Annotated in this window: 14 protein-coding genes, 5 tRNA genes, 1 pseudogene and 1 riboswitch; of the genes and pseudogenes, 7 read left to right on the plus strand and 13 right to left on the minus strand. The window is 73.5% G+C overall.

Features of this window, described 5'->3' with window-relative positions; genetic code table 11:
- Nucleotides 1-141 precede the first annotated feature (141 nt).
- The 7 genes from ACWDYF_RS07095 to ACWDYF_RS07125 form a co-directional block, all read right to left on the minus strand.
- Entirely contained in the window at nt 142-1,221 is a 1,080-nt protein-coding gene (locus ACWDYF_RS07095) for a M23 family metallopeptidase (protein ID WP_389462867.1), read from the minus strand.
- 11 nt (nt 1,222-1,232) lie between these two features.
- Nucleotides 1,233-1,390: riboswitch (cyclic di-AMP (ydaO/yuaA leader) on the minus strand.
- A gap of 410 nt (nt 1,391-1,800) precedes the next feature.
- Nucleotides 1,801-1,874, minus strand: a tRNA-Met gene (locus ACWDYF_RS07100).
- Nucleotides 1,875-1,920: 46 nt separating this feature from the next.
- Entirely contained in the window at nt 1,921-3,129 is a 1,209-nt protein-coding gene (locus tag ACWDYF_RS07105) for a dihydrofolate reductase family protein (RefSeq protein ID WP_389462866.1), read from the minus strand.
- A 152-nt stretch (nt 3,130-3,281) separates the two neighbouring features.
- Nucleotides 3,282-4,721 carry a mannosyltransferase family protein gene (locus tag ACWDYF_RS07110; RefSeq protein ID WP_389462865.1) on the minus strand — a complete coding sequence of 480 codons (1,440 nt, stop codon included), beginning with the start codon at nt 4,719-4,721 and terminating at the stop codon, nt 3,282-3,284.
- A gap of 93 nt (nt 4,722-4,814) precedes the next feature.
- On the minus strand, nt 4,815-5,294 hold the full coding sequence (locus tag ACWDYF_RS07115; protein WP_389462864.1) for a cellulase: 480 nt from the start codon (nt 5,292-5,294) through the stop codon (nt 4,815-4,817).
- A gap of 11 nt (nt 5,295-5,305) precedes the next feature.
- Nucleotides 5,306-5,812 carry a SigE family RNA polymerase sigma factor gene (locus tag ACWDYF_RS07120; protein WP_381739107.1) on the minus strand — a complete coding sequence of 169 codons (507 nt, stop codon included), beginning with the start codon at nt 5,810-5,812 and terminating at the stop codon, nt 5,306-5,308.
- 125 nt (nt 5,813-5,937) lie between these two features.
- A complete protein-coding gene (locus ACWDYF_RS07125; RefSeq protein ID WP_389462863.1) occupies nt 5,938-6,408 on the minus strand; it encodes a hypothetical protein in 471 nt (156 codons plus the stop codon).
- 275 nt (nt 6,409-6,683) lie between these two features.
- Between ACWDYF_RS07125 and ACWDYF_RS07130 the strand changes: the two genes are divergently transcribed.
- Nucleotides 6,684-8,435, plus strand: a complete 1,752-nt coding sequence (locus ACWDYF_RS07130; RefSeq protein ID WP_389462862.1) for a translation initiation factor 2 — start codon at nt 6,684-6,686, stop codon at nt 8,433-8,435.
- Nucleotides 8,436-8,476: 41 nt separating this feature from the next.
- On the opposite strand, the gene ACWDYF_RS07135 is transcribed toward ACWDYF_RS07130, so the two are convergent.
- From ACWDYF_RS07135 to ACWDYF_RS07160, 6 genes are all read right to left on the minus strand, one after another.
- The gene (locus ACWDYF_RS07135; protein WP_389462861.1) at nt 8,477-10,489 is read right to left on the minus strand and encodes a tetratricopeptide repeat protein; all 2,013 of its coding nucleotides are present in this window, start codon (nt 10,487-10,489) and stop codon (nt 8,477-8,479) included.
- Between the two features lie 233 nt (nt 10,490-10,722).
- Nucleotides 10,723-10,795, minus strand: a tRNA-Lys gene (locus ACWDYF_RS07140).
- A 112-nt stretch (nt 10,796-10,907) separates the two neighbouring features.
- Nucleotides 10,908-12,437 (minus strand): amino acid permease, encoded by a 1,530-nt coding sequence (locus ACWDYF_RS07145; RefSeq protein WP_381739085.1) that lies wholly within the window; start codon nt 12,435-12,437, stop codon nt 10,908-10,910.
- A gap of 122 nt (nt 12,438-12,559) precedes the next feature.
- Nucleotides 12,560-14,773, minus strand: a complete 2,214-nt coding sequence (locus ACWDYF_RS07150; RefSeq protein WP_389462860.1) for a DEAD/DEAH box helicase — start codon at nt 14,771-14,773, stop codon at nt 12,560-12,562.
- Between the two features lie 218 nt (nt 14,774-14,991).
- Entirely contained in the window at nt 14,992-15,522 is a 531-nt protein-coding gene (locus ACWDYF_RS07155; protein WP_389462859.1) for a hypothetical protein, read from the minus strand.
- 121 nt (nt 15,523-15,643) lie between these two features.
- Complete coding sequence (locus ACWDYF_RS07160; protein WP_018566395.1) at nt 15,644-15,994, minus strand: metallopeptidase family protein; 351 nt, start codon at nt 15,992-15,994, stop codon at nt 15,644-15,646.
- Nucleotides 15,995-16,099: 105 nt separating this feature from the next.
- Between ACWDYF_RS07160 and ACWDYF_RS07165 the strand changes: the two genes are divergently transcribed.
- The 6 genes and pseudogenes from ACWDYF_RS07165 (at nt 16,100) to ACWDYF_RS07190 (ending at nt 21,736) form a co-directional block, all read left to right on the plus strand.
- Nucleotides 16,100-17,758 (plus strand): metallophosphoesterase family protein, encoded by a 1,659-nt coding sequence (locus ACWDYF_RS07165; protein ID WP_389462858.1) that lies wholly within the window; start codon nt 16,100-16,102, stop codon nt 17,756-17,758.
- Nucleotides 17,758-17,830 (plus strand) — tRNA-Glu (locus tag ACWDYF_RS07170). The genes ACWDYF_RS07165 and ACWDYF_RS07170 overlap by 1 nt, the downstream gene beginning before the upstream one ends.
- A 39-nt stretch (nt 17,831-17,869) precedes the next feature.
- A tRNA-Asp gene (locus ACWDYF_RS07175) sits at nt 17,870-17,944 on the plus strand.
- A gap of 24 nt (nt 17,945-17,968) precedes the next feature.
- Nucleotides 17,969-18,042: transfer RNA gene (locus ACWDYF_RS07180), tRNA-Phe, on the plus strand.
- Between the two features lie 578 nt (nt 18,043-18,620).
- A pseudogene (locus ACWDYF_RS07185) lies at nt 18,621-19,210 on the plus strand (IS5 family transposase); the annotation flags it as partial.
- A gap of 387 nt (nt 19,211-19,597) precedes the next feature.
- On the plus strand, nt 19,598-21,736 hold the full coding sequence (locus ACWDYF_RS07190) for an AIPR family protein (RefSeq protein ID WP_389462857.1): 2,139 nt from the start codon (nt 19,598-19,600) through the stop codon (nt 21,734-21,736).
- The last annotated feature ends 2 nt before the right edge of the window (nt 21,737-21,738 follow it).

A 21,738-nucleotide genomic window follows, 5' to 3' on the forward strand; every position in this document is an offset into this window, starting at 1 on the left:
CGCGCCCCGCCGGTCCCGGGCGCAAAGCTTGCGCAAACCACCCGGACGGCTGGCGGCGCGCCCGCAGCGGGGCCCCCGCCCGGGGGATCAGGCGAGCGGGGGGATCAGGGAATCAGGCGGATGGACCGGGCATCAGCGGCATCAGGGGTTGAGGCCCTTGGCCTGGAGCCAGGCCATCGGGTCGATGCCGGACGCCTGGGCGCCCGGGTGGACCTCCAGGTGCAGATGCGGCCCGGTGACGTTGCCGGTGGCGCCGACCCGGCCGATGACCTCGCCGGTGGCGACCTTCTGCCCGGCGCTCACGCTGATCGACGACTGGTGGCAGAACCACAGCTCGGTGCCGTCGTCCAGGGTGAGGATCGTGCGGTAGCCGTAGGCACCCGCCCAGCCGGCCTCGGTGACGGTACCGCTGTGGATCGCCTTGATCAGGGTGCCGGTGGGCGCGGCGAAGTCGAGGCCGGTGTGGTGCCCGGAGGACCACATGGAGCCGGCCTGGCCGAAGGTGGAGGTGATCGTGTACGAGGAGGTCGGCAGCGTGTACTGCTTGGCCAGCTCCGCCAGCCGCGCCGCCTCGGCCTTCTTCCGGGCCTCCTCCTCCGCCTTCTTCTTCTCGGCGGCGGCCTTGGCCTCGGCCTTCTGCTTCGCCTCGGCGGCGGCCTCGTCCGCCTGCCGGGCGGCGCGCTGGACGGCGGCCTGCTCGGTGGCGGCCTCGGCCTTGGCCACGACCTGGGCCTGCTGCTGCTCGGCCTGGGCCATGATCCGGTTGCGCAGCGCCTCGCCCGCGCCGGACGCGGCACGGGGAGCGGCCGCCGTCCCGGCCGGTGCGGCGGTGACGTCGCTGAGCGCGGTGGCGGAGCCCTCGTGGTGCTCCTTGGCGGAGCCGCCGTCGAAGAGGGAGCCGACGGAGGCGGGCAGCGCGTGCAGGTCCGGCACGTCGGGCAGCGAGATCGCGACCGGCGGCTTGCCGGTGTTGGCGCTGGCCATGCCGCCCGCGCCGACGGCCGCTATGACGCCCACGCCGAGCACGGTGGAGCTGCGGGCCAGCCCGCCGCCGCGCTGCTTGGCGACGCGGTGCCGGCCGCGCACGGGGCGGAGGGAGTCCTCGGTGGGGTTCCACTCCTCCACGGGGCCCTCGTCGGGGGTCCGGCCGCCGTAGCCGAAGGACTCGGTGCGCTGGCTCGGCACGAACGGGGCTTCTGGGGCAGGCCGGTTGGACGCCACGCGGGCGTGCTCCTTTCCTTCCGTCTCGCCTACCGGGTTAGCTGACGGGTTCGGAGCGGGAAGGTCTCCTACGCGCGTCAACCGGCCGTACGGATACGGCGGATGATGCCCGATTCACCCCAAGTTGGTGGTTCCCCGGTTCCCTTGCGGGATTCGGCGCGCGCGCACGGAGCCGCCTCTGATGACGGCTGGGACGACCGCGCTGCGTTATCGAACGTTAATAGACCCGGGCCTCCGATTCCAAGCCGCCCGCCTTGATCATTAAACCTTTTTGGCCAAGACGTACACCCCAGAGGTGACGAAACCAGGGCGAGTTGACTGAACTTCAGGCCATTTCCGGCGCGCGACGACGGCGCGGGCGCCCACGAGAGAAGTGATGGTGTGTCAGTTGTTATGCGGACGGACACAGGACGGTCACACGAGGTGACATCGATCAAGGAGCGACCGAGAGCGGGAACGCATGCCGCGGGAGACCACGGAAGACCGCAGGAGACTGCGGGAGACCTCGGGAGACTGCGGGAAGCCCGGAAAACACTCAGGGCCGGAATCCGTTTCCGGATTCCGGCCCTGAGTCTTCAGTAGCGGGGACAGGATTTGAACCTGCGACCTCTGGGTTATGAGCCCAGCGAGCTACCGAGCTGCTCCACCCCGCGTCGTTGAGATAACTGTACATCACCTGCGGGATGGATTGCACACGCGTTACGGCAGGTGCCGGTTCGGCTCCTTGGCCAGGGCCTCGAACTCCGGCAGCACCACGACGTCCGCGCCCCCGGCCGCCAGCACCCCGGAGCCGTCGGCGGACTCCACGAAGGTGTCCGGCTCCCGCCACGCCGTGACCACCCGCCGCACCCCCGCGTCCAGAATCAGCCGGGCGCACGGCCGCGGCCGGGAGGCGCGTCGGGCGCACGGTTCCAGGCTGCTGTACACCGTGGCCCCGGGCAGCCGCGGGTCCGCCGGGTCGATCTTGGCGAGCGCGGCCTCCTCCGCGTGCACCACCGGGTCACCGGCCTCCCGCGAGTGGCCCCGGGCCAGCTGGGTGCCGTCCGCCGCGACCACCACCGCGCCCACGCTGAACGCCGTGCGCGAGGGCGGGCACTGCGCGGCCAGCTCGCAGGCGATCCGCAGCCAGTGCCGGTCAGCGGGCACGGCGCCGGTCCCGGTGCCGGGGGCCGTGGGCTCGTAGCGCATGAGGACGACGTCCCCGAGGGCCCGGGTCTCCAGCAGCCGCAGCCGTCCGGCCTGGTACGCGCCCGGCCCGAACAGGCGGGGCGCCGCCGGGTCCCCGACGATCAGCGGCGCGACCACGAGCTGGAGCTCGTCGGCGAGCTGCTGCCTCAGCAACTGGGTGTGCACCGTGCCGCCGCCCTCGACCATGAGCCGGCGCACCCCGCGCACGTCGTGCAGGTGCTCCAGCAGGCGCCGCCAGTCGAGCGCCGCGCCCAGCGGGACGACGGAGACGGAGGCGGCGCCGGGGGCGGGGGCGGGGGCGGCGCCGGGGGCGGGGGACGCGGCATCGGGATCCTCGGATCCGGGGGCCGTACCGACGCCCGCGCGGCGCAGCCGTTCGGCGCCCTCGTCGGTCGTGTAGACGGCCTTCTCGCCGCCCGTGTGCCAGAAGCGCGCCCGCGGGTCCAGCTCGCCGGTGGCGGTGACCGTGACCTTCAGCGGATGCTCCGGCCGGCCGGCGGCGACCCGGGCCGCGCGGCGCTCGGGCGCGTTGACCAGCAGGCGGGGGTTGTCGGCGCGCAGGGTGCCGGCGCCGACGAGGATGGCGTCGGAGGCGGCCCGCACCGCGTCGACCCGGTCGAAGTCGGCGGCGCCGGACAGCAGCAGGCGGTCGGGGCCGGTGTCGTCCAGGCAGCCGTCCAGGGAGACGGCGGCGGACAGCAGGACATGGGGCAGGGGCATCGGGGCGCACTCTTTCTCGGAGGCGGACGGACTCGGAGGCGTGGGGGCGCTCGGTTTCTACCCGTCCATCCTCGCGGCCCCGTCCGGAACCTCACCGTCCGCCCCTGGGTCCGGGCGCGCACGTCCCCCGGCGGAGCACCGGCCCGGTGGCGTCACCCGGTCCAGTGTCCCGAGGTGAACGTCACCGCGAGCACCGCCGTCAGCGGCGCGACCACCCCGACGTACGCGTCCTTCACCCAGCGCCGCCGCAGGCTCCAGTGGGCCAGGCCGGTCCACAGCGGCCACCAGATCAGGGTGGCGCGGGGCACGGAGAGGTACCAGTAGGACGTGCCCAGGGCCCACAGGTTGAGGGCGATGAACACGGCCTCCGGCCAGCGGCGGCGGACCAGCAGCACGGCGAGCAGCAGTACCCCGACCGCCATGGCCGCCAGCTCCAGCTGGAACTCGACGGCGTACCCGGTGCTCTGGAGGTGGCCGAAGGCGTTGTGCCAGGTGTTGCGGAGGGACTCGGCGGGGGTGTGGAAGTCCCGGTACCAGCCGCGTTCCTCGGCGTGCTTCCAGGCCATCCAGTCACCGGTGTGCGCCCGCAGGTAGCCGGTGTAGACGGCGGCGGGCACGGCGGGCAGCAGGCACCAGCCGAGCGGGAGCAGCCGACGGGCGAGCGGCGTGCCGCCCGAGCCGTCCGAGCCGTCCGAGCCGTCCGAGCCGTCCGAGCCGTCCGAGCCGTCCGAGCCGTCCGAGCCGTCCGCCCGAGCCTGCGCGCGTACGGCGGTCAGGAGTTCGACGGCGAGCGCGGCGGCCAGGAACAGACCGCTGACCCGGACGGTGGTGGCCGCCGCGCCGAGCAGTCCGGCGAGCGGCCAGTTGCCGCGCTTGGCCGCGAGCCAGGCCGGGAGCGCCAGGGCGAGGAACAGCGACTCGGTGTAGCCGGCGGCCAGGAACACCGCGGCGGGCGAGAACAGCAGGAAGGTCGCGGCCCGCGGGCCCGCCTCGCCGCCGTCCGGGCGGCCGAGAGCGGCGATCCGGCCCAGCGCCACCACGGCCACCGCCCCGCTCACCAGGGAGATCAGCAGCCCGGCCGCGGTCCAGTCGGGGACGACGGTGTGGACGGCGCGCAGCAGGAGCGGGAAGCCGGGGAAGAACGCCACCCGGTTGTCGTGCGGGACGTCGATGCCCGGGAACGCGTCGAAGTAGCCGTACTCGGCGATCCGCCGGTAGTGGACCCAGTCCCACTGCTCCCAGCGGGAGAGCCAGCCGGCGGGGGTCCGGTCGGCGGTGCCGCTGGGGGCCAGCCAGGCGCTGGCGTAGGCGACGAGGCCGAGGCCGAGGCGGGTGAAGAGGTAGAGGCGCAGGACGCGGAGGTCGGCCGGGGTGAGGCGGCCGGACAGCCAGTGCGGTGTGCGGTCGGGTATCCGCTCCGGTATCCGGCCGCGTATGCGCTCCGCCACCCGGCCGGGCGTCCGCCGCCGCCCGCGCGGCCGGCCTCCCGGGCCGGCTTCGGCTCCGGCGGCGGGGGCGGAGCCCGGTCCGCGGGGGCCGCCGCCCGGCCCGGGGGCGCCCGGGGTCTCGGTCGTGGGCAGGGTGGTGGTCATCGGGCGTCCGTTCCTGAGAGGGGCCGGGCGGGCGGGCGGTGCGGGAGGCGGCTGCGGTCGGCGCTGCGGCTGGGCGCGGGACACGCGCGTGGGCTACCCGTGCCCGGCGGTGCCACTGGTGCCACTGGTGCCGCCGGACGGGGGCGTGGTCCGGGACGCCGGGGCGTACGAGGGCGAGGAGGAGTTCCCGGCCGTGGACGGCGGGCGGGTCGTGGCGGCCCGGGAAGGGGTGCCCGAGGAGGCTCCCGAGGGGGGATCGCTCGGGGAGAGGCCGGGCGCCGGTGTCCGGTCCGGGTGCGCCCGCGGGGAGAACGGCGAGGACAGGGGGCTCACCGCGGGGCGCGGCGGGGGCGCGCCGGGTTCCACGCCGACGCGGTTGCCGGGCAGGAGGACCAGTCCGAGGCCCGCTCCGGCGACCGCCAGCAGCGAGCCGACGGCCCGTTGCGCCGCACGCGCCCGGCGGCGCGCCCGTACGCCCTCCCACAGGCGTGCGCGGTGCCGGGGCTCGAAGGGGGTGTACTCCTGCGGCGCGCGCATCAGCCGCGCCAGCCGCCGTTCGAAGTCGTCGTCCATGGTCCTCTCCTTCACCCCACCGACTCGCTGACGTCGTCCAGGAGCTGCCTCAGGCGCGCCACTCCGCGCGCGGCGTGCGAGCGGGCCGTGCCCAGCGGGCAGCCCAGCGCGTCCGCCACCTGGCTCTCGGAGAGGTCCTGGCAGTAGCGCAGCACCACCACGGCCCGCTGCCGCGGGGGCAGGCGGGCGAGTGCCGCCTCCAGCCGCGAGCGCTCGGCCACGGTCGCGGACACATCGCCCGCCGTCGCCGTCTCGGGCACCTGGTCGACGGGGCGCTCGCCCCACCAGCGCCGCCGCGCGGAACGGGCCGCCGCCCGGACCATCACCTTGCGTACGTACGCCTCCGGCGCCTCGTGGGCCACTTTCGGCCACACGAACCAGAGCTTGACGAAGGCGTCCTGCACCAGGTCCTCCGCACGGTGCCGGTCACCGCCGGTGAGCAGCCGGGCGAGGTGGAGCAGCGCCGACCAGCGGGCCGCCACGAACTCGTCGAACTCACCGGCCAGAGCCTGCCGCATCCCCACCGTCCCCGTTCCCGCCAGTCGCCTACACCTGGGAACAAGACAGTGGCAGGTCCGGTTCTATGCACCCGCCCGCTGTGATCCGGGTCACCGGGGTAAGGAGCCGTGTCCCCCCGGGCCGGTCAGGGGCTGCCGAGCGCGGCCACCGCCCGCCGCGCCTCCTCGACGAAGGCGGCCTTCGCGCGGTGCAGTTCGTCCGGCGAGTCGTGCCGCCGCAGCCCCTCCAGCAGCCCGTTCGCGGCGGCCGCCGCCTCCGGGGGCCCTTCGAGCACGACACCGGCGTACGCCCGCTGGAGCGACAGCTCGTGATCACCGCCACCGCCGCCGCGGCCGGACCGCTCGGTCAGGAGCCTGGCCTCCGCGGCGCCCAGGAACTCGGCGTAGACCTGCCTGCGGAGCGCGACGGCGCGCTGGCCGTCGGCGCCCCGCAGCGTCATCCTCACCGACTCCAGCAGCGCCTCCGCCTGCCGGTCGCCCGCGTGCCGGGCCGCCTCGGCCTGCCGCACCCCGGCGCTCCTGCCGTACCAGCCCGTGACCACACTGCCCACGATCGCCGAGCCCGCGGCGATCAGCGCGATACCCCATTCACCCATGCCGCCATCCTCGCGGTCGCGCCCGGCCACGGACCCCGCTCCGGCCACAGGTGCGGCAGGGATCACTCGGCGCCCCGGGGCGTCGTGCCCGGTACGATCGGACCATGTCTGTCGAGGACACCGAAAAACCGGCGCCGACCTGCGCAAACAGCTCTTCCGGCCGCCCGTCCTCGGATAAGATTGACCATTGGGGCGACGGGCGACGGGCGACGGGCGACGGGCGACGGGCGACGGGCGACGGGCGACGGGCGACGGGCGACGGGCGACGGGCGACGGTGCTGCTCGCCGCGCGTTCGACGGTGGCGCTCCACCGGCTGCTGGACACGGTCCCCGCGCTGTCGGGCGATGACCGGATCACCCGGCTGTTCACCCTGGTCCCCGGCTCGGACTTCGGCGTCGACGTGCTCGCCGCCGTCGAGGCGGTGGGCGGGCGGCTGGTGCCGTGGAGCGAGGCGCGCGCCCGCTCCTACGATCTGATCCTCACCGCGAGCCCCAAGGGCGACCTGCGGCTGCTGCGCGGCCGCCACGTGCTGCTGCCGCACGGCGCCGGCTACAACAAGTCGATCCCCGGCGAGGGTTCGGACCCGGACTCCGCGTCCGGACTCGACCCCGCCTTCCTGCTGCGCGCGGACGACGGCACCGGCGCCGCGCCCGCCCCCGTGGCCCTGCACGCGGTCGCCCACCCCGACCAGGTGGCGAGGATCGCCGCGGCCGACCGGCGGGCCGCCGACCGGGCCAAGGTCGTCGGCGACCCCACCCTCGACCGCCTGCTCGCCTCCCGCCCGCTGCGCGAGCGCTACCGCGCCGCGCTCGGCACCGGCGCCCGCAGACTGCTCGTACTGGTCTCCACCTGGGGCCCGGAGTCGCTGCTGCGCCGCTTCCCCGAGCTGCCGGCCCGGCTGGCCGCCCGGCTCCCGCAGGACGAGTACCAACTGGCCCTGGTGGTGCACCCCAACGAGCACAGCCTGCTGGGCACCTACGACCTGACCGAGCGCCTCGCGCCCGCCCTCGACGCGGGCCTGGTCCTGGCGGGCCCCCACGAGGAGTGGGCGTCCGTGCTGGTCGCCGCCGACGCGCTGGTCACGGACCACGGCTCCACCGCGCTGTACTACTGCGCCACCGAGGACCGGCCCGTCGTCGGCGTCCACCAGGACGGCGCCGAACTGATACCGGGCAGCCCCATGCACACGCTCCTGGACCGCATACCGCGCCTCGGCGCGCCGGACGCCGCCCCCGCGGCCGTGGAAGAGGCCCTGCGCGCCTACCGCCCCGGGACCGGCCGCGAGGCCGCCGGGACCGCCTTCGCCCAGCAGGGACGGGCCCTGCGGCTGCTGCGGACCGAGCTGTACGCCCTCCTCGGCCTGACCCCGCCCGCCCGGACCGCCCCGCCCCGGCTGCTGCCCGAGCCCCGGCCCGCGGAGCGCGTCCCCGCGGCGTTCGACGTGGACACCGCGGTGGCGACCGGCACCGGCACCGGCACGGATGGCGTCGCCGCCCGCGTCCGCGTCGCCCGGCGCCCGGTCGGGCTCGGCGCCCCCGGCGACCACCTGGCCGCCGAGGACGGATCCGCGAGCGAGGCCCTGGTCCGCTCGGCGGGAGTGCTCTACCGGCGCCCGCTGCCCGCCGCCGACGCCTCGTCAGGATCGGCCTGGACGGCGGACGGCTGGATGCGCCACGCGCTGTCCGCGTACCCGGGCTGCCGTACGGCCGCGGCGGTCCTGGCGCCGGACCTGTTCCTGCTGCGCACCCGACCCCGCACCCGCACCCGCGCCTCCACCGGCGCGGCGGAGGCGTCCGGGGCGTACGTCGTCCAGGTCGCCCCGCTGGCCGAGGACGGCCGGGTGACGCGCGCCGACCCGGCCGCCGCGGTGTCGGCCGTGCACGCCTGGCTGCTGGGCGACTCCCCGGACCCGGACCCGGTGTCCCTCGCCCCCGCGCCGGTCCGGCTGAGCTGCGTCATCGGTGACCGCGCCTTCGCCCTCGCCCTGCGCCCGGCCACGGACGCCGAGGCGGCGGCGCCCTTCTGACCGCGCCGCCGCGCCGCCGTACCCCGCGGGTGCCGGACGCCCTACGCGTCCAGGCCGTTGTGCCGCCGGATGTCACGGGCGGCCGTACGGTGCTCGGCGGCCTCGGCGCTGCGGCCCTCGTTCTGGGCCAGCCCGGCCAGCGCGTCGTGGACCCGGGCCTCGTCGAAGCCGGAGCGCCGCCGGACGGCGGCCCGCAGCGAGTCCTCGTACAGCGGGCGGGCCTCGGCCGTGCGGCCGAGCCGGTGCAGCACACCGGCGAGCGCGAAGCCGGTGCGGCGGGTCATCCGCTCGCGCTTCTCCTCGACCGCCATGCCGTGTGCCTCGGCGAGCAGTTCCCGGGCCTCCTCCAGCTCACCGAGCTTCGCGCGGGCCTCGCCCAGCCGGTACGTCTGGAGCATGGCCCCGTAGGGGTTGGGGATCGCCAGGTTCATCGCGCGGGACCGGGCGAACTCGGCCGCGGCGCGCGCCCAGTCGCCACCGGCTCCGTGGAGCATGCCGCGGAACTCGACCAGCGACGCGCCGAGCTTGCGATCGCGCTCGCCGCCGCCGAGCCCGGCGAGGGCCGCCTCGGCGTGGTCGAGCTGCTCGGCCGCCTCGCTCAGCAGCCCGGCCTCCCACAGGTGCCGGGCGAGCTGGCACCGCGTGCGCACCAGCCAGGCCGGGCGGCCGCCGTCGCGGACCGCGCAGGCGACGGCGAGCCGCAGCGCCCCGATCACATCCGACTGGTGCGGGTGGTCCAGCGCATACGTCCACACCGGCTCGGACAGCGCCACCGCCTCGGCGTCCAGGCCGCGCTCATGGGCGAGGCGTACGGCGGCGAACAGCGCGTGGCGCTCCTCGTACAGCCAGGCCGAGGCCCGGTCGGAGCGCGCCGCGCGCTCCTCGGGGCCGTCCGCCTGCGCCGGGTCGGCCAGCGGGGCGTCCGGCGCCCCGGCCAGGGCGGGGAACGCGTCACCGACGAGGAGCCGGGACCCGGCGGCGAACCGGTCGGCCCGCTGGAACTGCCGTACCAGCCAGCGCAGCAGCCTGGTCAGCGCCTCCTCCGCCTCGCCGCCGCCGGCGTCCCGGCGCGAGCGCCGCCGGGCGTGGGCGCGCAGCGGACCGGGCAGCCGCATCCGGCCGTCCGCCGCGGACAGCACCTCGCTCAGGTCCAGCAGTCCGGCCCGGTCGAGCTCTTCGAGCGCGTCCTCGCACGCCTCGGGCCCGCGGCCCAGCAGCGCGGTCGCCGAATCCGCGGTGAAGGTCAGCGCGGGGTGGTGCGGCAGCAGCCGGTAGAGCAGGGCCGCGGTGGGGGACAGACCGTCGTACACGGTGTCCCAGAACCGCTCGACGCCGGGGACGCCGCTCTCCTCCCATGTGCTGTGCAGCTGCGGGACCAGCCGGGACAGGGGCCGCAGCCGGTGCCCGCGCACCCAGCCGCCCGCGACATGGAGGGCCGCCGGCAGCCCTTCGCACAGCCGCACCAGCGCCCGTACGGAGTCGGGGTCGGCCGCCAGCCGGGGGTCCCGTACGACCAGTTCCAGCAGTTCGGTGGCGGCCCGCTCCTCCAGCGGGGGCAGCGCGATCCCGAGGGCGGCCCCGTCCTCCAGGTCGCGCAGCGGGCTGTGGCTGGTGACGATCACCAGACTGCCGCCCGACGCCGGCAGCAGCGGGACGATCTCCGAGGCGTAGCGCGCGTTGTCCACGATGAGGACCAGGCGCGCGCCGGCGGTCTTGCTCCAGTACTGGTTGCACCGCGCCTTGAACTGCGGCGCGAGGAAGGCCGGCTCCACGTCCAGGGATTCCAGTAACTGGGCGAGCACGTCCGCGGGATCGGCGGCGCCGCCCATCCGGAAGTCGTCCAGGTCGACGGAGAGCACCCCGTCGGGGAACTCGTCGCGCAGCACCCGCGCGAGCAGCCGGGCCAGCTCCGTCTTGCCCATGCCCTGCGGCCCGCTGAGCGTCACGAGCAGCGGCCGGTCACCACCGGCCGCCCGCTCCCGCACCGCACGGAGCACCCGCTCCCGCTGCTCCTCACGGTCGACGAAGCACGCCGGTTCAGGGGGAAGCTGCACTCTCACGGATCCGTCCCAGCCCTTCGCGTCCTCGGTCGCCTAACACCCCACTCTAGAGGTGTAGTTGCCGCCGCACACCGTGTCACCACGGCACGCCGGACCGCACGGCGGATCCTCGGCCCGCCCCCGCGAGCAGGCACGGAGCCCCCGGCACGCCGAAGCGCCCCGACCGGTCGGAACCGGTCGGGGCGCTTCCCCGCGGGCCGGAGGGGTACTCCCCTCCCCCGCACCCGTAGGCCCTGTGGGACTCGAACCCACAACCAATGGATTAAAAGTCCACTGCTCTGCCAATTGAGCTAAGGGCCCTGGCGATGGTGCATCCCTGAGCATAGCCGTAGGAGGCCGTGGCGCCGATCGGGTATCGGACAGCGGGGCCGGAAGTGCACCGTACGGGGGTGTGCCGGGGGCACCGGCGGGGTCAGTGCGGGTCTCGGGCCGGAGCGGGGGCGGGGCGGCGGGTGCGGGTGGGGTCGAGGAACCAGTGGCGGGCCGAGGCGAGCCACCAGACGGCGGCGAAGCCGAGGACGACCAGGACGGCGACGGGGGCGTAGTTGAAGGTCTGCCAGGTGACCGGGGAGACCTGGGGCAGCATGAAGAGGACCGTGATGACACCGACCCAGACCACCGCGACGACGCCGATCGGCCGGGACCAGCGGCCCAGGTGCCAGGGGCCGCGCTCGAAGGCGTCGCCCTTGCGGACCCGCAGCAGGGTGGGGATGACGTAGGCGATGTAGAGGCCGATCACCGCGATCGACGTCACGGCGGCGTACGCGGTCTCGTTGATCAGGTAGGGCAGGCCGAGGACGAGGGCGCCGAGCGCGGCCAGCCACACCGCGGCGACGGGGGTGCGGGTGCGCGGGCCGACGGTGTGCCACAGGCGGGAGAAGGGCAGCGCGCCGTCGCGGGAGAAGGCGTAGATCATGCGGCTGTTGGCCGTCACGGACGCCATGCCGCAGAACAGCTGGGCGCCGATCACCACGAGCAGCAGCAGCTTGCCCGCGCTCGCGCCGAGGGCGTCCAGCAGGATCTGGGCGGGCGGGGCGCCGGTCGGGGAGTCCAGGGCGCGGCCGTAGTCCTGGATGGCGTAGGTGAAGCCGAGCAGCAGGACGAGCCCGGCGATCCAGGAGGTCCAGATGGAGCGGACGATGCCCCGGGGGCCGGCCGTGGCCGCGTCGTGGGTCTCCTCGGTCATGTGGGCGGAGGCGTCGTAGCCGGTGAAGGTGTACTGGGCCATCAGCAGGCCGAGCAGGACGACGTAGACGCCGCTGCCCCAGCCGGTGTTGTTCACGAAGTGGGTGAGGACGAACGACGTCGACCGGTGCTGGTCGGGGACCAGGGCGAGCGCGGCCACGATCCCCGCGACGCCGAGCACGTGCCACCACACGCTGACGCTGTTGAGGAAGGCGACGATGCGCACGCCGAAGGTGTTCAGCAGGCCGTGCAGCAGCAGGATCGCCGAGAAGAGGAGGACGGTGCGGCCGGGGGTGACCCCGAAGCCGAACTGGAGGTTCAGATACGCGCCGAGGAAGGACGCGGCGCCGAAGTCGATGCCCGCCGTCACCGCCACCTGGCCCAGCACGTTGAACCAGCCCGTGAACCAGGCCCAGGCGGCGGCCGAGCGCGGCGGCGCCAGCCGGTGGGCCCAGAAGTACAGACCGGCCGAGGTCGGGTACGCCGAGCAGATCTCGGCCATCGACAGGCCCACGAACAGCGTCATCAGGCCCACGCCCACCCAGCCCCAGGTGATCACGGCGGGGCCGCCGGTGTTCATGCCGAAGAGGTACAGCGTGAGGCAGCCGGAGAGGACGGAGATGATCGTGAAGGAGACCGCGTAGTTGGCGAAGGCCGACATGCGGCGGGCGAGGACCTGCGTGTAGCCGAGCTGGGCCAGCCGTTCCTCGTCCGACGGCCCGGCGGTCCCGTGCGCACTGGCGTCATCATCTGTCATGCCCCCAGCAATTCCCTCACCGGCGGTGTGACATGCCTCACGCGGGGATCGCACGGGGATGCGGAAGGGCCCGCACGACTCGATGTCGTACGGGCCCTTCCGGACAGTCGGCTCACACGGTGTCAGCCGTTGCGCTTCCAGCGCGGCTTGTCCTCGCGGCGGCCGAAGGAGGAGCCGCCGCCGCGGTGGTCGTCACGGCGGCCGTAGGGGCGCTCGTGACCGCCGGTGCGGAAGCCGGGGCGGTCGCCGCCCTGGCGGTCGCGGTTGAACGGACGGTCGCTGCCGCGGTGTCCGCCGCGCTCGTCACGGCGGGCCGGACGGTCGTCCCGGCGGAAGCCGCCGCGGTCGTCACGCCGGTCGAAGGAGCGGGGGGCGCGGTCGCCGCCGCGCTCACCGCGGTCGCGGTCGTCGCGGCGGAAGCCGCCACGGTCACGGTCACGGTCGAAGGAACGGTCGCGGTCGTCCCGGCGGAAACCGCCACGGTCGCCACCCCGGTCGTTGCGGTCGTTGCGGTCGAAGGAACGGCCGCCACGGTCGTCACGGCGGAAGCCGCCACGGTCACCGCGGTCCCGGTCGTCGCGGCGGAAGCCGCCACGGTCGCCGCCGCGGTCGTCACGGCGCTCGAAGGAACGGCCGCCACGGTCACGGTCGAAGGAACGGTCGCGGTCGTCACGGCGGAAACCGCCACGGTCACCACCACGGTCGTCGCGACGCTCCCGGCGGTCGTACGACGGCGCCGAGGAGGACGGGGAGGAGGACGACGCGGGCGCCGTGCGCTCCTCGCGCTCCGCGCGGTCGACGTCCTGCGCCGCGGGCTGCTCCGGCACCGACACCTCGGCGATCCGCTCGGCCTCGGCCTGCGCCTCGGCCACCGCCGCCTCGGGGTCCTCGCCGCGCTCGCGGGCGACCCGGGCGACCAGCCGGTCGGCGTCCTCGCGCAGCTCGGACGCGCGCCGCTGCGCGCGCTCCAGCTGCTTGGTGAGGTGGGCGACCTCGCGCTCGGCCTGCTGCGCGGCGTTGCCCGCGGACTCGGCCTGCACCTCGGTCATCGAACGGGCGCCGGTGATCTCGGCGACCTCCGGCTCGAAGGCGGCGCCGCCCTGGATGATGTGGCGCGTGGCGTCGACGCCCGCGTCCTCCATGAGGCGGAAGATCTGGCGGCGCTGGTGCGGCAGGGAGAGCGAGACGACCGTGCCGGTGCGGCCCGCGCGGGCGGTGCGGCCGGCCCGGTGCAGGTAGTCCTTGTGGTCACCGGCCGGGTCGACGTTCAGCACGAGGTCGATGCCGTCGACGTGGATGCCGCGGGCGGCGACATCGGTGGCGACCAGGACGTTGACGTAACCGTCCTTGAAGTCGGCCAGGGTGCGGGTGCGCGCGCCCTGGGTCATGCCGCCGTGCAGCGCGTCGGACTTCACCCCGGCGTCGCGCAGCTGCTCGGCCACGCGGTCCGCGCCGAGCTGGGTGCGCACGAAGATGATGGTGCGGCCCTTGCGGGAGGCGATGGCCGCGGTGACCGGCGCCTTGTCCTTGGGCTTCACGACCAGGATGTGGTGCGACATGGTCGTCACCGCGCCCTGGGCGGCGTCGACCTCATGGCTCACCGGGTCGGTGAGGTAGCGGTCGACGAGGGTCTTGATCTCGTTCTCCATGGTGGCGGAGAACAGCATCCGCTGGCCGCCCGCCGGGACCTGGTCGAGCAGCTCGGTGACCTCGGGCAGGAAGCCCAGGTCGGACATCTGGTCGGCCTCGTCGAGGACGGCGATCCGCACGTCCTCCAGGGAGCAGGCACCGCGGTTGATGATGTCGCGCAGCCGGCCCGGGGTGGCGACCAGGACGTCGACGCCCTTCTCCAGGGCGTAGATCTGGTTGCCCATGGAGGTGCCGCCGCAGACGACCTTCATCTTGAGGCCGAGGACGTCGCCGTAGGGCTGGAGCGCGTCGGCGACCTGCATCGCCAGCTCGCGGGTCGGGGTGAGGATGACGGCGCGCGGCTTGTGCTTCTGGGTGCGGCCGCCGGCCAGGGTGGCCAGGGTGGGCAGACCGAAGGAGAGGGTCTTGCCGGAGCCGGTGCGGCCGCGGCCGAGGATGTCCTTGCCGGCCAGGGCGTCCGGAATGGACGCGGCCTGGATCGGGAAGGGGGTGGTCACGCCGTTCTGCGCGAGCTTGCGCACGACGCCCTCGGGCAGGCCGAGGTCGGCGAAGGTGATCTCGGGGGCCCGGTCCTCGGTGCCCTCGGGAGCCTCGGCACCGGCCTGGTCGGCCAGGAGCTGCGGGTTCTCGGGGGTGTCCTCGGTGCTCTCGGGCACGACGACGTGATCAGTACTGGCAATGGACATGCGAATGCGAAACCTTCCGGAGTCTCGTCGGCACGCGCCCGTCAACTCCGTGTTTCGCACCACGACCGCCTCGATGCGGTCCGCCACGGCAAGGGAGAGTACGCGCCACACGGCGCGCTCTTCATGGGCGCCGGGCAAATGGGATCAAACGATCTACTAGCATACGCACCTTCCTCCCCTTGAGGCAAACCGAGCCCGGGGGCGGACGGAGCCGCAGGTCAGACGTGTGCCCGGCCGGGGCGGCGCAGACTGCCCGGCGCGGGCGCCGGCTCCCGTTGCGCCAGCTGGGTCCCGGTGCCCTCGTGCGCCGAGGACGACGGCTCGGCGACCGTCGGATCGGGCGAGGCCGGCGGGGGCGGCGACGCGGGCGGCTGCTCCGGCGGCGGCGCGGACGTCTGCGGCGGCTCCGGCACCACCTCGGTGGGCGCCGGGTCCCCCGCGGGCGGCGGGCCGCCGGGCCGGCCGGGTGCCGTGGCCGACGCGCTCGGGGCGCCGGTGGCCGGGGCCGAACCGGACGGCTCCCCGCTCGGCGACCCCTTCTCCTTCTTCCCGTGCCCGTGCTTGCCGTCGCCGCCCCCGGCCCGGTCCGCGGCGGCGCCGGACACCGCCGCCGCGCCGCCGGACACCTCACCGCCGCCGTGCCCGGCGGAGTGCGAGGGCCGGGCCCCGCCGCCGGCCTCCTCTCCCACGCTCACACAGCCGGTGGCGGCGGCGAGTGCGGCGAGCGCGGCGGCGAGACGGACGGACACGGGCACAGCGGGACGGACGGACACGGGCAAGGGGCGCACGGAAGCCACCTCCGGGAGGGAGAAGTCGCCGTGCCCAACTCCCGGCGCCCCGGCGAGGACACGCCGGAGCGCCGGACGGACCTCAGCCGTAGCCCAGGGCGTGCAGCCGGGCGTCGTCGATGCCGAAGTGGTGCGCGATCTCGTGCACCACGGTCACCTCGGTCTCCGCGACGACGTCCTCGCGGGTGTCGCACATGCGCAGCGTCGGCCCCCGGTAGACGGTGATCCGGTCGGGCAGCACGCCCGCGTACCACTCGCCGCGCTCGGTCAGCGGGGTGCCCTCGTAGAGCCCGAGCAGGTCGGGGTCGTCGGCGGGCGGCTCGTCCTCGACGAACACCGCGACGTTGTCCATCAGCCGTGTCAGCTCCGGCGGGATCCGGTCGAGCGCCTCGGCGACCAGTTCCTCGAACTCCTCGCGCGTCATCTCCAGCACACGCCCATTGTCCGGTACGGCGAGGTCCCGTGTCCGGGCCGTGCCCCGGCCGGTGCGCGGACCGGAGCGCGCATATCCGCCGACGCGGCCGGGCATACGCGCCCAATGGCTCGCGTCCGCCTCGCAGACCTGGACCTTCCGTACCGCCGCGGCGCCCGGCGCGGCGCCGCCCGTCCCCTGACCGCCACCGCGCCGCACCCCTGGCTCCGGGCCCTGGGCCTGGCGGCCGTCGTGATCACCGGTGCCTGGCTGGGGCTGCTGACCGTCGGCGACGTACGCGTCCCGGTCGGCCCCGTCAACACGACGATGACGCTGCGCCCCTCCCTGAGCGGCGGCACGAAGATCAATGTCTCGCCGCTGGGCGCGCTGCGCCTGGACAGCCACACCGCCCCGGTCCGGCTGGACGTGAACGTCGACCAGCTCGACCCGGAGCGCGCCCAGGCCCTCGTCGACCACCCCGAACGGCTCTCCGGGCTCCAGGACGAGGTCGCGCACGACGTGGAGCACGGCACCTTCGACCTGGCACTGCGCTCCACGGTGGCGGTGGTCGCCGGGGCCACCGCCCTGGGCCTGGCCGTCTACCGCCGCCCGCGCCGCGCGCTGGCGGCCGGGGGGCTGGCCCTGGCCCTGCTCGCCGCGTCCGGGGCGAGCGCGTACGCCACCTGGAACCCGAAGTCGGTGCTGGAGCCCCGGTTCTCCGGGCTGCTCTCCTCGGCGCCCTCGCTGGTGGGCGACGCCCGCAGCATCGTCACCGAGTTCGACGTGTACCAGCGGGAGCTGGCCCGTCTGGTGACGAACGTGACCAAGCTGTACGACGTCACCTCCACGCTCCCCGCCTACCAGCCGGACCCGACGACCATCCGGGTGCTGCACGTCTCCGACATCCATCTCAACCCGGCGAGCTGGAAGATCATCGGCTCGCTGGTGGAGCAGTACAAGGTGGACGTGATCGTCGACTCCGGCGACACGATGGACCACGGCACGGCGGCGGAGAACGGCTTCCTCGACCCGGTGGCCGACCTGGGCGTGCCCTATGTCTGGGTGCGCGGCAACCACGACTCGCGGACCACGCAGCACCGTCTGGAGCGGATGAAGAACGTGCATGTGCTGGACGACGGCCGGGCCGAGACGGTGGCGGGACTGCGCTTCGCCGGGATCGGCGACCCGCAGTTCACCCCGGACCGCTCGGCGGCGACGGGCGGTGACGCGGCGGAGCGGCTGGCGGGCGCCCGGCTGGCGTCGGCGCTGCGGGACCAGCGGGCCGCCGGCACCCCGGTCGACATCGCCGTCGCCCATGAACCGCTGGCGGCCCGGGAGACGGACGGCGCGGTGCCGCTGGTGCTGTGCGGGCATCTGCACCACGAGGGCACGGAGATCCTCCCCTACGGCACCCGGCTGCGCAGGGAGGGCTCGACGGGCGGCAGCGGACTGCGCGCGGTCGAGCAGGAGCATCCCGCCCCCGTGGAGGCGTCGGTCCTCTACGTCGACCGGGACAGCCGCCGCCTCCAGGCCTGGGACGCGATCAAGCTGGGCGGGCTGGGCCTGACGACCGCGGAGGTGAGCCGCCATCTGCCCGAGGAGAACCGGCCGGGCGCCGCTCCCACCCCCTCGGCGCCCTCCTCGTCACCGCCCCCGCCACCGGCTTCGGCACCCTCCCGGGCCGCCTCCCCGCCGGGCTCGTCAACGGTTTTGGCGATACCCCCCGGCATCCCATATGCTTCTCACGTCCCCGACGCGCTGAGAAGCGCCCAGGCGGGCCGATAGCCCTCATCGTCTAGCGGCCTAGGACGCCGCCCTTTCAAGGCGGTAGCACGGGTTCGAATCCCGTTGGGGGCACGCAAGATCGTGTGCAACACTGTTGCACACAAACAGCTTGGTCCTGTGGAGCAGCTTGGAGTGCTCGCCACCCTGTCAAGGTGGAGGCCGCGGGTTCAAATCCCGTCAGGACCGCTGAGGTTTCACGTGAAACCTCGTGGCTGGGTAGCTCAGTTGGTACGAGCGATCGCCTGAAAAGCGATAGGTCGCCGGTTCGACCCCGGCCCCAGCCACTACCCCGAGAACGTCCCGGACAGCATGCCGTCCGGGACGTTCTCGTTGTGTGCCCGAGCAAAGATCGCCCCTGGCCGCAATCCGCTCCCCGGGGCTTTGTGTGCTGACATGTCAGCACCGTGCTGTCGCGGTTCCAGGCTGCCGAAACCGCCCTCACCCGCGCAGAACCCGGTCTCCTTCAGACCGCAACACATGTCGCCCGTCAGGCACACAGCAGGGTGACAGTGCACGAGGCACAAGAATCCGCGTTGGGGTTCGCCAATCGTTCCGGCACCGTGGCCCACACTGCCTCCGATCGCAAAGACTTACGTGTGCAGCCCATTCGGCCCATCCGTGCGGGTAGGCAGATGTCAGGGGTTCGACTCCCCTAAGCTCCACAGCGAAGAAGACCCATTTGCCCTGCAAAAATACAGACGAAGGGTCTTTTTTGTTCTATTTTCCTGTGGCCATCAGTGGGCACATCGGTGCCCGTCGGGATGCGGAGAACCCAGTGACTTCTGCGGTTCGCTAGCCCGTGTGATCCCCTGGTGGAGCTCCTAGGGCGTGTCCGTAAAGTGGTTGGGTCGTTGGTGTGTTCGTGGTGCGTCGTCATGAGCTGACTGATGAGTCGTGGGCGGTGATCGGGCCGTTGCTGGCTCCGCCGCGGATGGGCCGTCCGGTGCGCGACCGGCGCCAGGTGGTCAACGGGATCCTGTGGAAGCTGTCCACCGGGGCTGCCTGGCGGGATCTGCCGGAGCGGTACGGGCCGTGGAAGACGGTCTGCGAGCGCTTCCGCCGCTGGTCGGCCGACGGCACCTGGGACCGGCTCCTGGCCCATGTCCAGCAGCATTCGGACGCGGTCGGCGCTGTGGACTGGACGGTGGTGTGCGTGGACTCCGCGGCTGTGCGGGCCCACCAGCATGCGGCCGGTGCCCGAAAAGGGGGCAGGACCGGCCGGGCGAGGCGATCGGCCGGTCCCGCGGCGGGCTGACCACGAAGATCCACCTCGCCTGCGACGGACAGGGCCGCCCCCTGGCCTTCACCCTGACCGCGGGCAACGTCAACGACTGCACCCAGTTCGAGCAGGTCATGGCCCGCATCAGCGTCCGCCGGTGCGGGCCCGGCCGGCCCAGGACCCGGCCCGAGCGGGTCGCCGCGGACAAGGGCTACTCGTCCACGAAGATCCGCACCCCTCGACTCCCTTCGTAGTGACACGTCGCGGTACCGCGGTGACCGGCAGGCCGCCGTCGAGGAGACGGGCAGCGATGACCCTACCCGTGATGCGTCGGTGCCCCGAAAATCTGCGTGAGGCTGCTGAGCAGACTCACACGTTCCCGGTGTTCTGCGTGTCGAGACCATCGGAGAGGCGATCTCGTAGGTCCAGCACCCCGCGTGGCAAGCACGAGGACACCAATCGGCGCCTGCGGGTGCAGATCGAGCCCGGACTGCCGGAGCGGCTGGCTCCGTACGAGATGTCAGCTGTGGCGATGTCGTGTCCACGCCTACCGACTATATGCAGGCCAGGTCGCCCCGCGCACGTAGGATTGCGGCCGTCGGACCATACCGGGGGAAATTATGGGTGCGGGCGAAAACGCGGGGACGGCACGCGGTCAGGCCGCCGAGGTTGTCCGGGACTTCCTCACCCGCGAGTACGCCGGTCTCATCGACCTCGGGGACATGCACCAGCGGTCGGCCTTCGAGTCCGAACGGGTCTTCGTCTCGCGCGCGTTGGCCGCCGTGTCGCTCCAACTGCTCACCGGTTGCACGCCGGACGAGGCCGCTGCATCGGTCACCGACGGGCGAGACGACCAGGGGATCGATGCCATCGGGTACTCCTCATCGGCACCCGACCTGTGGCTCGTCCAGGCCAAGTGGAGCGACAAGGGCACCGCTAGCTTCGGGGTGGACGGTGCCCTGAAACTGCTGCACGGTCTTCGGCAACTGGACAACCGCGACTTCGACCGGTTCAACAACCGGGTGCAGCGGCACGCCGCCCGTGTCCGGGACATCCTCGAATCACCGGAGTGCCGTGTGCACCTGGTCGTGGCCGTCATGGGCGAACAGGCGACGAAGGAACAGGCCCGCCGACTGATCGAGCAAGCCGCCGCGGACTTCGGCTCCGAGGTCGAGTGTCACGTCCTGGCGCTCCCCGACTTCCACTCCGCCGCACACCAAAGTTCCCTGCCTCGGAGCGTCGAACTCGTCGCCACCCTGCCCGGCAGCTGGCTCGCGCGGGACTTCCCCCATCGGGCGGTCGTCGGGCTGATCGATGCCGGCGAGGTCGCGCTCTGGTACGAGGAGCACGGTGCCCGCCTGTTCGACCGGAACATCCGGAACCCCCTCGGCATGACCCCGCCCAACCTCGGGATCGTGGAGACGCTGCGGACCGCCCCCGAAAACTTCTGGTGCTTCAACAACGGCATCACAGTGCTGTGCGACTCCATCGAGACTGAATTCTTCTCCCGCCCCGCCGAAGGCGCTCCCGTACGACTGCGGCTCACAGGTGCCACGGTCGTCAACGGCGCCCAGACTGTCGCCTCCATCTACTACGCGCACGATATACATCCGGAGAACGTCGTGCGGGCCAGTGTCCAGGTACGGTTCATCTCCCTAGCGAACGCACCCGAGGGCTTCGCCCGCTCCGTCGGTGCCGCGACAAATACCCAACACCACACCGGGTCGAGGGACTTTGTTGCCCTCGACCCGGTGCAGGGACATATCCGGGACGACTTTCGGACCAGCCTCGACAAGGAGTACGTCTTCAGGCGGGGCGAATTGGTCCCCACTCCTGCTGCGGGCTGCTCGGTAGAGGAGGCGGCCGTGGCGCTCGCATGCGGCCATCCCGACGCCTCCCTCAGCGCCTTGGCCAATGCGTCGACGGAGCGCCTGTGGGAAGCGCCATCGGAGGGGGCCTACACCCGCCTGTTCGGACGACAGCCGAGCGCACTTCAGATCTGGCGCTCCGTCCTCCTGCTCCGCGCCGTCCGTGAAGCCCTCCACGAACTGAGACCCCGTCTAAACGGGCGCTCGGCCGCCATCGCGGAGCGCGGAACCCTGCTCGTCACCCATCTTGTTTTCCGGCTCCGCGGAGCCGAGGGGATCGACGATCCCGACGCCGAGTGGGAACAGCTTCTGGACGAGGTGCCCGGTCTCGTACGCTCGGTGCTGGCAGCTCTGATCCCGCTGGTGGACGACCTCTTCGGCCGCAACTCCTTCGTAGCGACGACCTTCCGGGAGGCCGGGCGGTGCCGCCACCTCGCAGAGGCGGCCCTGCACACCCTCGCCGACGTGGAGCGGACCCCACAGCTTGTGGTCGCGTCCCCGCCGAAACCGCGGAGGAGGCCGGGATCCGCCCGGATTCTCGTCGCCCACCGACGGATCCTTGACGGGACGCAGGTGTTGTACCAGCCAGGGGCAGTGGAAGAAGCGGCCATCGGCCACTGGCTCGACGAGGACCCTCTTCGCTACCTCGCGACCTGGAACAATGACGCCCGGCAGCCGCTGCGTTGGGCAGCGGACGGGCGTCTGTACTCGATCAACGGACTGATCCGTCACATCTGGCAGCGTGCCGACTGGCGCGAGGCATGGAGTGCTGTCCAGGGACCTCGCTACTGGCTGGTCCCCGGCGAAGGCTGCCTCTCCGACCTCGCCGAAGCGCTCTGGGACTCCGAATCCCTTCAGGATGCCGAGGTTCCCCGGGACACGGGCGAGTGAGC

This window comes from Streptomyces sp. NPDC003284, from assembly GCF_053589675.1.

What these genes read in the sequence shown, in the direction of transcription:
- ACWDYF_RS07165 (WP_389462858.1), top strand. Translation starts at nt 16,100, where the DNA reads ATGGCTCGCGTCCGCCTCGCAGACCTGGACCTTCCGTACCGCCGCGGC.
- ACWDYF_RS07125 (WP_389462863.1), bottom strand. Translation starts at nt 6,408, where the DNA reads ATGGGTGAATGGGGTATCGCGCTGATCGCCGCGGGCTCGGCGATCGTG.
- ACWDYF_RS07120 (WP_381739107.1), bottom strand. Translation starts at nt 5,812, where the DNA reads ATGCGGCAGGCTCTGGCCGGTGAGTTCGACGAGTTCGTGGCGGCCCGC.
- ACWDYF_RS07105 (WP_389462866.1), bottom strand. Translation starts at nt 3,129, where the DNA reads ATGCCCCTGCCCCATGTCCTGCTGTCCGCCGCCGTCTCCCTGGACGGC.
- ACWDYF_RS07115 (WP_389462864.1), bottom strand. Translation starts at nt 5,294, where the DNA reads ATGGACGACGACTTCGAACGGCGGCTGGCGCGGCTGATGCGCGCGCCG.
- ACWDYF_RS07190 (WP_389462857.1), top strand. Translation starts at nt 19,598, where the DNA reads ATGGGTGCGGGCGAAAACGCGGGGACGGCACGCGGTCAGGCCGCCGAG.
- ACWDYF_RS07110 (WP_389462865.1), bottom strand. Translation starts at nt 4,721, where the DNA reads ATGACCACCACCCTGCCCACGACCGAGACCCCGGGCGCCCCCGGGCCG.
- ACWDYF_RS07150 (WP_389462860.1), bottom strand. Translation starts at nt 14,773, where the DNA reads ATGTCCATTGCCAGTACTGATCACGTCGTCGTGCCCGAGAGCACCGAG.
- ACWDYF_RS07145 (WP_381739085.1), bottom strand. Translation starts at nt 12,437, where the DNA reads ATGACAGATGATGACGCCAGTGCGCACGGGACCGCCGGGCCGTCGGAC.